9 protein-coding genes are annotated in these 13,159 nt (G+C 64.3%); 4 read left to right on the top strand and 5 right to left on the bottom strand.

The genetic code is table 11. The annotated features are described in order from the left end of the window. Window positions 1-16: 16 nt before the first annotated feature. Window positions 17-1,300 (bottom strand): peptidylprolyl isomerase, encoded by a 1,284-nt coding sequence (locus QD208_RS15640; protein WP_043334629.1) that lies wholly within the window; start codon window positions 1,298-1,300, stop codon window positions 17-19. Window positions 1,301-1,382: 82 nt separating this feature from the next. Continuing rightward, window positions 1,383-3,977, bottom strand: a complete 2,595-nt coding sequence (locus tag QD208_RS15635; protein ID WP_279837378.1) for an LPS-assembly protein LptD — start codon at window positions 3,975-3,977, stop codon at window positions 1,383-1,385. 173 nt (window positions 3,978-4,150) lie between these two features. Here QD208_RS15635 and QD208_RS15630 point away from each other — a divergent pair, with 173 nt between their 5' ends. The 4 genes from QD208_RS15630 (at window position 4,151) to speD (ending at window position 7,991) form a co-directional block, all read left to right on the top strand. Next, window positions 4,151-5,419: a phosphotransferase gene (locus tag QD208_RS15630; protein WP_153636567.1), complete on the top strand. Its 1,269-nt coding sequence runs from the start codon at window positions 4,151-4,153 to the stop codon at window positions 5,417-5,419. Next, on the top strand, window positions 5,419-6,279 hold the full coding sequence (locus QD208_RS15625) for a nucleotidyltransferase family protein (protein ID WP_279837376.1): 861 nt from the start codon (window positions 5,419-5,421) through the stop codon (window positions 6,277-6,279). The genes QD208_RS15630 and QD208_RS15625 overlap by 1 nt, the downstream gene beginning before the upstream one ends. A gap of 178 nt (window positions 6,280-6,457) precedes the next feature. Then, on the top strand, window positions 6,458-6,883 hold the full coding sequence (locus tag QD208_RS15620; protein ID WP_054557233.1) for an OsmC family protein: 426 nt from the start codon (window positions 6,458-6,460) through the stop codon (window positions 6,881-6,883). 313 nt (window positions 6,884-7,196) lie between these two features. Continuing rightward, entirely contained in the window at window positions 7,197-7,991 is a 795-nt protein-coding gene (gene speD / locus QD208_RS15615) for an adenosylmethionine decarboxylase (protein ID WP_043334620.1), read from the top strand. Window positions 7,992-8,112: 121 nt separating this feature from the next. On the opposite strand, the gene QD208_RS15610 is transcribed toward speD, so the two are convergent. The 3 genes from QD208_RS15610 to glnE form a co-directional block, all read right to left on the bottom strand. Next, a complete protein-coding gene (locus QD208_RS15610) occupies window positions 8,113-8,997 on the bottom strand; it encodes an ion transporter (protein ID WP_279837375.1) in 885 nt (294 codons plus the stop codon). Between the two features lie 141 nt (window positions 8,998-9,138). Further along, entirely contained in the window at window positions 9,139-9,906 is a 768-nt protein-coding gene (locus QD208_RS15605) for a hypothetical protein (RefSeq protein WP_054557234.1), read from the bottom strand. A gap of 79 nt (window positions 9,907-9,985) precedes the next feature. Continuing rightward, window positions 9,986-13,075: a bifunctional [glutamate--ammonia ligase]-adenylyl-L-tyrosine phosphorylase/[glutamate--ammonia-ligase] adenylyltransferase gene (gene glnE, locus QD208_RS15600; RefSeq protein ID WP_279837374.1), complete on the bottom strand. Its 3,090-nt coding sequence runs from the start codon at window positions 13,073-13,075 to the stop codon at window positions 9,986-9,988. Window positions 13,076-13,159: the final 84 nt, after the last annotated feature.

The following is a 13,159-nucleotide window of genomic DNA, read 5'->3' as shown; positions in this document are numbered from 1 at the left end:
GCTGCTCCACTCGGACTTACTGCTCATCGAGACGGTTGTCGACATAGGCCTCGGCACGCACCTGCTGCTGCCAGGCTTCGAGCTCATCATTGAGCTTGCGCTGGAACAGGGTCTTGCGCACCTTGTCACGCTGGCTGGAGTTGGTCACATCCTGCTGGCGACGCTCCTCGACTTCGATGATGTGGTAGCCGAAGCGGCTCTTGACCGGCTGGCTGATCTCGCCCACGTCCAGACCATTCATGGCTGTCTCGAAGGAGGAGACCGTCTGGCCCGGGCTGACCCAGCCCAGCTCGCCGCCCTTGAGAGAGCTGCCCTTGTCGTCGCTGAATTCCTGAGCCAGCGCGGCGAAATCCTCGCCTCCCAGCAGACGGCGGCGAATGGACTCGGCACGCTCAAGCGCCTGCTGATCGCTGAGGTTCGGGTTGGGCTGGATCAGGATGTGGCGTGCGCGCGTCTGGGAGATCAACGCCTTGCCCGCGCCACGCTTCTCGATCAGCTTGACGAGGTGATAACCGCTGGCACTGCGCAGCGGCTCGGAGACCTGACCGGCCTGCATGTTCGGAATGACATCGGCGAACACCGTCGGCAGCTCACCGCCGGAACGCCAGCCGAGATCACCGCCGCTCAGTGCCTGACTGCCGGCGGATTCGGCGGCAGCCAGCTGGGCGAAATCGGTGCCCTGCTCGATCTGCTGACGCAGGCTGTCGGCCTTGGCGCGCGCGGCCTTGACCTGATCCGGCGTCGGCTCCTGGGGCAGTGCCACCAGCAGGTGGGCCAGATGGTACTGGACGTCGCTGCCGACATTCTGCTGGTTGAGATAGCGGTCTATCTCACGATCGGATATCCGCACCCGGCTGGCGACGCTGCGCTGCTGGATCTGCTGCACCAGCAGCTCACGACGCACCTGATCGCGCACCTGGGCCAGTGACATGCCATCCTGCTCGAGCTTGTCCGCGAAGGCTTCCAGGCTCATGCCGTTGTCCTTGGCGATGCCGCGCAGGGTGGCGTTGAGCTGGGTGTCATCGATGCTGAGATTGGCCTGCTCCGCCAGCTGCAGCTGAATCTGCTCGTTGACCATACGATCAAGAACCTGACGCTCCAGCACGTCGCGCGGCGGCAGGTTGATGCCACGGCTCTGCAACTGCTGACTCGCCTGGGTGACGCGCTGCTCCATGTCGCTTTGCATGATGGCGTCCTTGTTGACCACGGCAACCACGCGGTCGAGCAACTCGGCGGCACCGGCCGGCAGACTCGCCAGCACAAATGCCAGCCCCAGCGGGGCAATCAGGGTCTTGCGCATCACATGTTCTCTCGGCGTAAAAATGTTGATGGCGCCACCCTGCGGCGGCGCCTTGGCGTCATTCACGGCCTGGCGCGGCGACTCAGAAGCCCGCGTTGCGATAGCCCGGTACGGCCTGTTCCAGGTAGCTGTCAGCACTCTGGCCAACGCCTCCCAAGCCCTTGAATTCAAAGGTCAGGAAGATGCCATTCTTCTCTTCGTCATCCGAGATGGTGTTGGCGGTGTCGTTGTCATCCTGCCATTCACGCCAGGTGACCTGCACGCCGTAGCAGCAATCGTTGTACTGCACGCCCAACACCTTCTCCAGTGAACGGGAATTGGTGCTGTCATACATGTAGCGGCCCAGCAGCGACCAGCTCTCGCTCATCGGCGTCGCGAAGGAGAAATCCCACTCGTTGCGGGTATAGCCCAGCACGTCATCCGCGTCCTCATCGTCGTAAGGCACGAAGCCTTCGATCTCACGATTGAAGCCAAAGTTCAGTACCGTGCCTTGTTCCGCGCGATAACGCAGCGAGGTCTGGGCACTTTCGGTCACGCCACGATCGAAATCCTGGAACACGGCCTGGGAGGCGGTCCACTGGTCGTTGAGCACCACATCGGCCTGGAAGACCACCGGCGAGCGGTCACGCGTCGCACGATAGTAGTCGGAGTAGCTGTCGAAGTCGGAGCGTGAGGTCTTGTCCGGATCACCGTCCATGTCGATGTTGCGGTCCGACAGGTAGCTCGACTGGCCGACACCCAGCTTGAGGCGTTCACGGCCGCTTTCACCGCTGATGAAGCGTGACGACACGCCGTAGGAGACCTTGTTGGTATCGCCGACGCGGTCACCCCCGCTGAAGCGGTACGGCGACCACAGCTGATTCCAGCTGAAGGCGTCTTCCGAGGTGTCGAAGTCGGGCAGATCGGACTGGTCGACCTCCGGCACGTAGGCGTAATAGAGGCGCGGCTCCAGTGTCTGGGTATAGCCGTCGCCGAACCATTCGGTCTCGCGATCGAAGATCAGGCCGCTGTCCAGTGACAGCACCGGGATGGTGGCGGACGGGCTGGTGCTGCGGTCGGTCTCGCGGTCACCGTAGTCCAGGCTGTATGACAGGCTGACCAGCTGCGCGCGCGGCTCGATGAAGCTCCAGCTCTGATCGCTGCGCCAGCCCAGCGCCGGCGCCAGACGCAGGCGCGAACCATTGGCGGCCTGGTCTTCGTCGATGTCGGTATCCGTCTCATCGACATCACGCCAGAAGTAGGTCGCGTTGGAATTCCACTCTTCGTAGAAGCCGTTGGACTGACTCCAGCGGCCATCCGCGGTCAGGCTCGGCAGACGGTAGAACGGCTTGTCATCGTTATCCAGCGGGTAGTCCATGCGCTGGTAGCCCTGCGCCTTGAACTGCAGGTCCCAGACATCGCCGTGGTAATCGAGCTGTGCCAGACGCTCGAGGCTATCGGTTTCCGTTTCCCCGAAATTGCGCCCGAAGTCGTCGAAATAATTGCCGTCGGAGGCGGCGCCGTACTTCAACTGGTAGTCGGTACGGGCATCATAGCGGCCAGCATGCTGGTAGTTGATGTACCAGCGGTCCTCGCCGATCAGATCTTCCTCGTCATCGTCGGGGTCGCTGCCGCCATCGTCATCGGCGAGCCAGGCACCCTCGATGCTGCCTTCCTCGCCACGCGGCAATAGATAGCGGAACTCGCCTTCCAGCATCTCGCCACGCTCGGAGATGTAACGCGGCGTGAGGGTGGCATCGTAATTGGGGGCCAGATTCAAGTAGATCGGCTGGGCGTAATCGAAGCCGCTGGAGCTGGTGTAGCTGAACTGCGGCCACAGCAGGCCCGTGTGGCGACGGTCATCGACCGGGAAGCGCACGTAGGGCCAGTAGAAGACCGGCACGCCGCCCATTTCCATGCGCGCATGCTTGGCCGTTCCCCAGCCGGAGTCCTGATCGATGGTGATGTCGCTGCCGACCAGACGCCACAGGCTGTTGCCCGGCTCGCAGGAGGTGAAGCTGGCATCCTTCAGGCGGTAGCGACCATCCTCGAGACGCGCCAGCTGCACTGCGTCGCCGCGCACGTGCTGCTCATGAAAGACGTAGTGACCGTTGTCGACGCTGGCCGCATCGCTGTTGAGCGAGACCCGCGCGTCGTCGCCGCGCAGCAGGACTCCGGGCTGGCGATAGGTGACAGGCCCCTTGGCAGTGGCGGTGTCACGCGCCTCGTTGACGCTGACCTCGGGCGATTCCAGCTGGGAATCGCCGCGGCGCAGCACCACCTCCCCCATCAGGGTGGCGACGCCATCGTTGCCGTAGTTGGCCTTGTCGGCCGAGGTCGTGACCTGCTCCGGCGTGTCGCCCGCCTCGATACGGTAGGCCGGCGTGACATAGCGCCCGGAGCACAGCTTGCCCTGCGGCACCTCATCATAGGGCTGCCAGTCGAGCTGACTGGCTGACAGGGGCTCGGGCGGAGCGGCCTGTGCCATCAGAGGGGCGCCGGCGGCCAGAGGCGCCAAGGTCCACAACAGACGGAAAACCAGTGGCTTGAGCTGCCAGACCGGGCGGTCATCGCCCAATCGGGCTATCGGTGCCTGCCGGGAATGAGCAGACAGAGAGGGAGTCGCGAAGCGACGCTGACGTCGCCCGGGAGCGGTCGTCGGCTTGCCCGGATGGGATGAATGGCTGCGCTGGGCCATGGCTGCTCTGTGTCCTTGGCTGGGGGAATCGGTATTATACAGGCCCAGCAACCGGCCTTCCTGCTTGCCGGTTCCGCCTGCCTTCTCGTCACCACACGACAGCATGCGGGGCCGCGGCACAGGCGTCAACTGACAGCCGGCCCCGCGCACACGCCGACAGGAGCCCAAGCCCCATGACATCCGACGCCCGCCGCCAGGCGCTGCACGCCTGGGCCGCCGCCCGCCACGACCTCACACCAGAGGCCGTGCGCATGAGCGCCGTGGCTGACGACGCCAGCTTCCGCCGCTATTTCCGTCTGCACCTCGAGGAACTCGATCCGGCCACGCCGGCGCGCATCCTGATGGACGCCCCGCCCGAGAAGGAAGACAGCCACGGCTTCGTCGCCATCGCCCGCCAATGGCGCGACGCCGGCCTGCCGCTTCCCGAGGTCTTCGCCTTCGACGAGGCACTCGGCTTTCTGGAGCTGGAAGACCTCGGCGACACCCCGCTGATGACCGCCCTGACCAGCACCGAGCACGCCGACCACTACTATGGCGAAGCCATCGGGCTGCTCGAGCAGCTGCATCAACTGCCGCCCGGCAACCTGCCTGCCTATGACGACGCCCGCCTGTCCGCCGAACTGGAGCTGTTTCCGGAGTGGTGTCTCGGCCAGCTGCTCGACATGCCGCATGACCGCCGCTACGCCGCCTGGAACAAGCTGACGGGGCAATTGCTCGCGGCCGCCAGCGCGCAACCGGTGGTGAGCGTGCATCGCGACTTCCATGCCCAGAACCTGTTCCTGCATCAGTCGGCATCCCAGCACCAGACCCGGCTGTGGATCATCGATTTTCAAGACGCCGTCAGCGGCCCCGAGAACTACGACCTGATCTCGCTGCTGCGTGACCGTCACTGGCGCTGGCCGGAACCCGCCATGGCGCGCTGGATCGAGCAGGCGCGTCTGGCCGCCTTGCCACGCTACGCCGCGGCCGGCCTGCCGGCACCGAGCCCGCTGGAATACCGCCAGAGCGTCGAACGCATGGGCGTGCAGCGCAATCTCAAGATTCTCGGCATCTTCGCGCGCCTGACACTGCGGGACGCCAAGCCTCGCTACCTGACGCTGATGCCGCGCTTCCTCGGTCACCTGCGCGAAGGTCTGGCCTTCTGCCCGGAACTGATCTCCTTCACCCACTGGCTGGATGAGGTGCTGACGCCGGCGCTGTCGCTGCGGCTGGCCGAGGAATGCGAGGCGCGCGATCTGCGCCTCGCCAATGGCGAGCGCCCCGAGATCAACCTCGATGATTACGATGAGCTGGCGGCACTCGCCGATCGCGCCGCCCGCCTGCAACGCAATGCGGCCGCCGCTGACACCGCGAAGAGCGCTGCGGCAAGTGGGGAAAGCAAGGAAAGTGGGGAAAGCAAGGAAAGCGCAGCAAATGCCGATAACCAGCCGGGGAGCCACTGATGCGCGCGATGATTCTAGCGGCCGGTTTCGGCACGCGCATGCGCCCGCTGACCGACCACACCCCCAAGCCGTTGCTGGAAGTCGCCGGGCTGCCGTTGCTGGAGCACCATCTGCTGCGTCTGGAAGCGATCGATGTGGACAAGGTCGTCATCAATGTCGGCCACCTGGCCGACAGGATTCTGAGCCACTTCGCCGCGAAGCCGAATGCCAAGGGCCAGCTCGAGGCTTGCTGGCAGGGCCGCAAGCGCTCCCTGACGCTGATCTTCTCGCGCGAGGAGACGCCGCTGGAAACCGGCGGCGGCATCGCTCGCGCCCTGTCACTCTCCGATGCGCTGACGCAGGACGCAGGCGATGACACGCCCTTCCTGCTGATCAATGGCGATGTCTGGTGTGACGTCGACCTCACGCTGCTGACCATCCAGGCGCTGGCGAGCCATTCACTGGCCCCGCTTGCCGACCAGCCGCAGGCGCTGGCGGGTCTGGTGCTGGTGGATAACCCGCCACATCATCCCGAGGGAGACTTCCTGCTCACCCCGACGGGGATAGTGAAGGATGAAGCCGGCGCCGAGAGCGACGAACAGGACGAGAAGGAAGAGAAAGACGAGCAGGAAGAGCAGGCCGGCACCCACCTGACCTTCTCCGGTGTGTCGTGGCTGTCACCACGCCTGATCCGCCGCGCCATTGCCGAGACACCGGCCTATCAAGGCCCCGACAGCGTCTTCAAGCTGGCGCCGCTGCTGCGTGATGCCATGCAGCATGGCGAGGTGCGCGGCCTGCATCATCGCGGCGCCTGGATCGATGTCGGCACCCCACAGCGTCTGGCCGAGCTGGATGAGCTGCTGAGCCACGCCAGGGCCTGAGCCAGCGCGATATAAGCTCAGCGCTGGACGTTCCTCCGGGCACGGCGATGACAATGCTACCCTGTGCGCCATCGTGCTCACCGCGCCCTTATTCCTGTAGCCCCTGGCCTTTATAGCCACTAGCTCCGGGCCGGTGGCGCATCAACGACTTATCAGAAGGAGAAGTTCCGACATGGCAATGAACGCCAGCATCAAATGGACCGATGGTCGCCAGTTCCTCGCCGAATCCGGCAGCGGCCACAGCGTGGTCATGGACGGCAATCCGGACAACGGCGGTCGCAACACCGGTCCGCGTCCGATGGAAATGCTGTTGATGGGTCTGGGCGGCTGCACCAGCTTCGATGTCATCCAGATTCTGGAAAAGGCCCGCCAGCAGGTCACTGACTGTCACGCCGAACTGAGCGCCGAGCGCGCCGATAGCGTGCCGAGCGTGTTCACGAAGATTCACGTCAAGTTCGTGGTCACCGGTCGCAACCTCAAGGAATCCCAGGTCAAGCGTGCCGTCGAGCTGTCCGCCGAGAAGTACTGCAGCGCCTCCCTGATGCTGAGCGCCGGGGGTGTCGAGATCACTCACTCCTACGAAGTCATCGACATCGCGGCCTGATCAAGCCTCGCCCTCCCGCCGCTCAAGGCCCCGCCGACGGCGGGAGGGAGCGCACCACTGACGACGTCTCGCCAGGATCGGCGGGAATTGTCGCTGGCGTGTCAGGCCTGCCTGTGCATAATACGCCCCTCAAACCGGTCGTCTCACCGGTCGTCTCGTGGCAAAGATGGCATGCAATGCTCCCTGTGAGTCATGCTGCCAGCGCTCGGGACGTGCCTTTCGAGATGTCCTCTTCGGCCCGATGCCTGCCTCTGCTCCATTGCAATGGCGCATCGGATGTCATACCACCCTCCCATTTCAAGGAGGCCTGGACGTGAGCGATCAACTCCGCCTTCACGGGTTCAACAACCTCACCAGTTCGTTGAGCTTCAATATCTACGACATCTGCTACGCGCAGACCGAAGAGCAGCGCACGGCGTATATCGATTATATCGATGAGCTCTACAATGCCGAGCGTCTTACCCAGATCCTCAAGGATGTCACCAACATCATCGGTGCCCACGTGCTGAACATCGCACGCCAGGACTATGAGCCGCATGGTGCCAGCGTGACCATCCTGATCGCCGAGCACGAGCTGGAAGAGCAGGACGTGTCCCAGACCGCGCCGGGCCCGGGCCCGCTGCCGGAAACGGTCGTCGGCCATCTGGACAAGTCTCACGTCACGGTGCACACCTATCCCGAGTCCCACCCGGACAACGGCATCAGCACCTTCCGTCTGGATATCGATGTCTCGACCTGTGGCATGATCAGCCCGCTGAAGGCGCTGAACTATCTGATCCACAGCTTCGATTCCGATATCGTGACCATGGACTACCGCGTGCGTGGCTTCACGCGCGACGTGGATGGCAAGAAGCTGTTCATCGATCACGACATCACCTCCATCCAGGATTACCTGGCGGAAGACACCAAGCGTGCCTACCAGATGGTCGATGTGAACGTGTATCAAGAGAACATGTTCCACACCAAGATGCTGCTCAAGGACTTCGAACTGGACAACTACCTCTTCGGCACCTCGCGTCGCGAGCTGACCTTCGAGGAAGCCACCAACATCGAAGGCCGCCTGCGTCGTGAAATGCTCGAGATCTTCTACTCGCGCAACTTCGACTGATCATCATCTGCGTCATGCACGGCAGTCGCAGCGCCTGTGCCTGCTTGCCTGAGGCCTGATGACAGTCCGAAAAAAGCCCCTGACACCTCACGGTGTCAGGGGCTTTTTGTTGCCTGCCGGCTCAACGATCGCCGGCGGGGCCCTCCCTGTCTGGCGGAGCGGCATCCCCCAGGCGCTGTTCCATCTCCTCATTCACCTGGCGATGCAGCGCCTCGCGGTGGCGCTCGCGCTCAGCCAGCGACTCACCCCGCTCCTGCGCGACCTGATCCAGCCGCTCACGCAGCTCGCGCACTTCCGTCGTCAGCTCGCTGATCTGATGATAGAGCGCCCGCGTCATGTCGCGCTGAGCACGCGCCGCCCGGGCCTCCTGCTCGCTGTCATCCTCGATGAAGATCGAGCTGATATAGGCGGCGAAACTCCCGAACAGCCCCACGCCCCCGACCATCAGCAGCACCGCCACCACGCGACCGAGCGTCGTGATGGGATAGTAGTCGCCATAACCGACGGTGGTCACCGTCACCACCGCCCACCACAGCGCTTCCTCTGCGGTATTGATGGGGCTGTCGGGATTGGGTGTCTCCACCATCAGCATGGTCAGGGCACCGAACACCACCAGCAGCACCGTGGCGGTGGCCGCCGAGGCGAAGACCCCCTCGGCCCGGTTGCGAAACAGCAGCTTCCAGATCATTTCCATCGACTTGATGGCGCGCAGAACCCGCAGCACCTGCACCACGCGAAACAGCCTCGCGCCCTGGAAGAGTCCCGCCGGAATACAGGCCAGCAGGTCGATCCAGCCCCACTTCATGTACTCGCGCTTGCTCTTGGCACTGGCGAAGCGCTTGCAGAAATCGATGAAGAAGAACAGGCAGACCACATAGTCCATGTATTCCAGCAGCCGCTGGACCTGGGGTGACAGCACAAAGACAAGGTCTACCACCATGGCGCCGATCACATAGATCGACAGCACCAGGATGAACAGCTGAAAGGGCGTGACGCGTTCCTGCATCCGAAGACTCTCCGTGAGTGGGGCTCTGGAAAGCCTACCCCATCCTCGTCGCCCTGACAGTGTGCAGCCACCGCTGGCGTGCGCCCGAGCACTCATCTGTCCGATGGTTCATGCATCCCTGGGCTCAGGCGCCCGCGCTCATCAAGCCTTGTTGCGCGACTCCTCGTCACTCGGGGGCTGGAAGGTGGACTGCTCGCTGATGTCCTCACCACTGATGCGATTCAAAAGCTTGCGCAACTTGTGACGCTGCCTGCGTGATGACAGGCGATTGGAATCCCAGCGTTCCGGCACCAGCGCACATTCTCCATTGGCATCGTGCAGGCGGAAGGCACGCTCGACGCCGATCGGATGGTCCTCACTGCCATAGATGCCGATGATGCTCAGCGTCAGGCGCTGGAATTCCAGCTGCTCATTGCTGGGCCAGTGACCGTCGAGCGAGATGCCATTGCGGCGCGCCATGCGCTCGATGACTTCAGAGAAAGTCCCGATATGCAGGAAGTCGCCCGAGCCCAGCGGCCCCTGACGCGTGGTATCGGAGATACGCCATTCACTGCTGCTGGAAGCCTCCTGCGCGGACTGCTCGCTGTCGCCGTCCTGCTGATTGTTACCCTGCTCGTCACCTTCCTGATAGCTGCGTTCGAACTCGGTGACATCCATCAGCAGGCTGCCATGACTGGTATCCAGCCTGGCGATGATGTGCTCGATGAAGATCGATTCGGCACTCATGTTGCTGACGATGCACAGACTGTCGATACCCTTGGACTTGCCGCGATTGATCAGCACGCGCGGGCGACGCTGGCGACGGAAGTTGTGATACAGCAGCTGCGCATAGACCAGCCAGATGAAGAACGAGCCGATACTGGCTATCGCCGAGATGGTTTTCGAGTGATTCGCAATCCACTCCATCATGCTGACCTCCCCTGTCAACGTTGTCTGGTGCACCCTTTCTTGGGGACAGCGACAGGGGATTGCGAGCATTGATTTGGCGTTAAACTCCCTCGTGGCTGACCTGATCTTCGCCCAGCAGTGCCTGCCAGAGGGTGATGACCCGCTCACGATGGGCGGCTATCACCGGGTGCTGCTCCAACCGCATCAGGCTGCCGTGCTTCTCCAGCGCCAGGCGATGGCTGACATCGCGATAGGCCAGATAGGCCTCGCGCAGCTCACCGGCCTGCTCGCCCGGCAGCCGTCCGCAGGACTCGAGGGTTTCCAGCAGCCGCATGTTGTCGCTCCACTCGAGCAGAGCAGGCACCTGATGACTCAGCGCCAGCACGCAGTACTGGGCGAGAAACTCGATGTCGACGATGCCGCCGGCGTCCTGCTTGAGGTGGAACTGGCCGGCCTCGCGGTCCTTGGCGCTGCTGCCCAGGTGATCACGCATCTTGTGGCGCATGGCGATCACCTCCTGGCGCAGCGTCTTCTCGTCCCGCTGCTGACCGAGGACCTCACGGCGTACCTCCTCGAAGGCCAGCGCCAGCGCCGGGTCTCCCGCCACGGCCCGCGCGCGTACCAGCGCCTGATGCTCCCAGGTCCAGGCTTGCGTGAGCTGATAGTCCCGGAAGGCCGCCAGACTCGAGACCAGCAGCCCCGAATTGCCCGATGGACGCAGGCGCATGTCGACCTCGTAGAGCGCACCGGCCGGCGTCACCGCCGTCAGCAGGTGGATGATGCGCTGCCCCAGACGCGTGAAGAACAGCGGATTGTCCAGCGGCCGCGGGCCATCCGTCTGGCCCTTGCTGGCCGCATCATGCAGGAAGACGAGATCCAGGTCCGAGCCATAGCCCAGCTCGATGCCACCCAGCTTGCCGTAGCCGACGATCACGAAACTGCCACTCAGGCTGTCGCCGGTGATCGGCTGGCCATCGCGCCCGATGGGGAAGCCATGCTTGCGGGTCAGGGTCTTCCACGCCATCGCCAGCACCTGCTCCAGCACCACCTCGGCGATGAAGGTCAGGTAGTCGCTGACCTTCATCAGCGGGCGGGCACCGGCGATATCGGAGGCCGCCACGTGCAGCACCTGGGCATGGCGGAACACCCGCAAGGCCTCGAGCAGCGCCTCTTCATCATCTTCGGGAATGCGCGAAAGCGCAGTGCGCAGCTCATCGGCGAGGCGCGTCTTGTCGGCGGGTGAGTACAGGTTATGCGGGTGCAGCAGCTCGTCGAGCAGCACCGGATAGCGCGCCAGCTGCTCGGCGATCCACGGGCTGGCCGCACACAGGCGCATCAACTGCGCCAGCGCATCCGGGTTCTCGCGCAGCAGCGCCAGATAGGCCGTCCGCCGCAGTACCGCCTCGATCAGCGGCAAGACGCGCTCCAGCACTCGGCTGGCATCGTGCTCGCCGGGCTTCTCGGGGTCGCCCGCCGCCGAGCCCAGCGCCTGCAGCAATGGCGGCATCAGTGCATCGAGACGATCAAAGCCGATGCGCTGCATGCCCTGCACCGCACGTGACCGCCGCAGGCTGTCGAGGCGCCGGAAACTCTCGGCGGCACTCTCGAAGCCACTCTCGGCGAGTAGAGCCTCGCCCTCCTCGGCCGTCAGCTCGCCACGCCACAGTGCTCGCCACTCATCCAGCGCCTGCTGGCCTTCGCCCTGCTCGGCCTCGTCGTCTTCCGGCGCGGCGATCACGTTGTCAAAGTGATGGCGGATGCGCGTACGCACCTCTTCCAGCCGCGCGGTGAGCGCCTCCCAATCGGGCAGCTTCATGGCCAGCGCGAGGCGCTCGCGGCCCAGCGGGTCCAGCGGCAGTGTCTGGGTCTGGCGGTCGGCCTGTGCCTGCAGAGCGTGTTCGAGATCGCGCAGGAAGACGTAGTCCGGCACCAGCTCATCCACGACCGCCTGCGGCAGCAATCCCAGGGCTGGCAGGCGCGCAAAGGCCTGCTTGAGCGAGGTGACCTGCAATTCCGACTCACGCCCGCCCCGAATCAGCTGGAAGGCTTGGGCGACGAACTCCACCTCGCGAATGCCGCCGGAGCCGAGCTTGATGTTGTCGGACAGCCCGCGCCGTTTGACCTCGCGATTGATCATCGCCTTCATCTCGCGCAGCGACTCGATGGCACCGAAATCCAGATACTTACGATAGACAAAGGGCCGCAGGTGCGCGATCAGGCGCTCGCCGGCAGCGACACTGCCCGCCACCGGGCGCGCCTTGAGCATCGCGTAACGCTCCCATTCGCGGCCCTGATCCTGGTAGTAGCTGGCCAGCATCGAGAAACTGCCGACCAGTGGCCCGCCGTCCCCCAGCGGACGCAGCCGCATGTCGACGCGGAACACGAAGCCATCGGCGGTCATCGCGTCCAGCGCGGCAATCAGCTTCTGGCCGAGACGCGTGAAATATTCCTGATGATCCAGAGACTTGCGGCCACCTGATGTCTCGCCCTTGTCGGGGAAGGCGAAGATCAGATCGATATCGGAGGAGAGGTTGAGCTCGCCGGCGCCCAGTTTGCCCATGCCGAGCACCACCAGCCGCTGCGGCTCGCCGAAACGGTCCGGCGCGGGGCGGCCATAACGCGGCTCAAGCGAGGCTTCCAGCCAGCCAAGCGCGCCCTCGAGGGTGACTTCGGCGAGGTGCGAGACCGCCGCCGCGGTCTGCCACATGTCGGCGCCGTTGAGGTCGCGCCACACGATGCCCAGCATGCGCAGCTGGCGGAAGCGCCGCAGCACCTGCTGCATCGCCTTCTCATCTTCGGCGCTGGCGAGGCCGACGGCGAGGCGCTCAGTGAGCTGGGCGACCGGCAAGGCGCGCTGCAGCTCGCCGCTCTCGAGCAGCTCGGACAGCAGTTCAGGGCGACGGCACAGCGTCTCCAGCGCGAAGTCGGACAGCGTGATCAGACGTCCCAGCTGGCTGCGCTGACGCTCATCAAGGGCCAGAAAGCTCGCCAGCGGAGAGCTGTCATCGCCACGCATCTCGCTGAGGTTCTCAGCCTGGGCCAGGCTCTCTTCGAGGCGCTCCTGGGCGGCGCACAGGGCGCTCTCGAGCGTGGCACGGCTGTCAGCCGACTGCTCGGCCAGCAGCGATGACGGCGCAAGGAAATCAGCGGGCAACAGTGGGCGGGACTGCGCGGGGGATGGCTGGGGCATGGTCGTCTCCTTCGATCCAGCCCTCAGCATAACGGAGGCCGCAGGCACATGACACGGCCCTGCCCGCTGCCCCTTCCATCGATG

The organism is Cobetia sp. 29-18-1 (genome assembly GCF_029846405.1).
Taxonomy (GTDB): Bacteria; Pseudomonadota; Gammaproteobacteria; order Pseudomonadales; family Halomonadaceae; genus Cobetia; species Cobetia amphilecti.
The sequence above is the reverse complement of the archived record's forward strand: the minus strand, read 5'-3'. Positions and strand labels throughout refer to the sequence as shown.

Excerpts from the sequence above, each read along its gene's own strand:
- QD208_RS15620 (WP_054557233.1), top strand. The coding sequence starts at position 6,458 with ATGAACGCCAGCATCAAATGGACCGATGGTCGCCAGTTCCTCGCCGAA.
- QD208_RS15640 (WP_043334629.1), bottom strand. The coding sequence starts at position 1,300 with ATGCGCAAGACCCTGATTGCCCCGCTGGGGCTGGCATTTGTGCTGGCG.
- QD208_RS15610 (WP_279837375.1), bottom strand. The coding sequence starts at position 8,997 with ATGCAGGAACGCGTCACGCCCTTTCAGCTGTTCATCCTGGTGCTGTCG.
- QD208_RS15635 (WP_279837378.1), bottom strand. The coding sequence starts at position 3,977 with ATGGCCCAGCGCAGCCATTCATCCCATCCGGGCAAGCCGACGACCGCT.
- QD208_RS15630 (WP_153636567.1), top strand. The coding sequence starts at position 4,151 with ATGACATCCGACGCCCGCCGCCAGGCGCTGCACGCCTGGGCCGCCGCC.
- QD208_RS15625 (WP_279837376.1), top strand. The coding sequence starts at position 5,419 with ATGCGCGCGATGATTCTAGCGGCCGGTTTCGGCACGCGCATGCGCCCG.
- QD208_RS15605 (WP_054557234.1), bottom strand. The coding sequence starts at position 9,906 with ATGATGGAGTGGATTGCGAATCACTCGAAAACCATCTCGGCGATAGCC.
- glnE (WP_279837374.1), bottom strand. The coding sequence starts at position 13,075 with ATGCCCCAGCCATCCCCCGCGCAGTCCCGCCCACTGTTGCCCGCTGAT.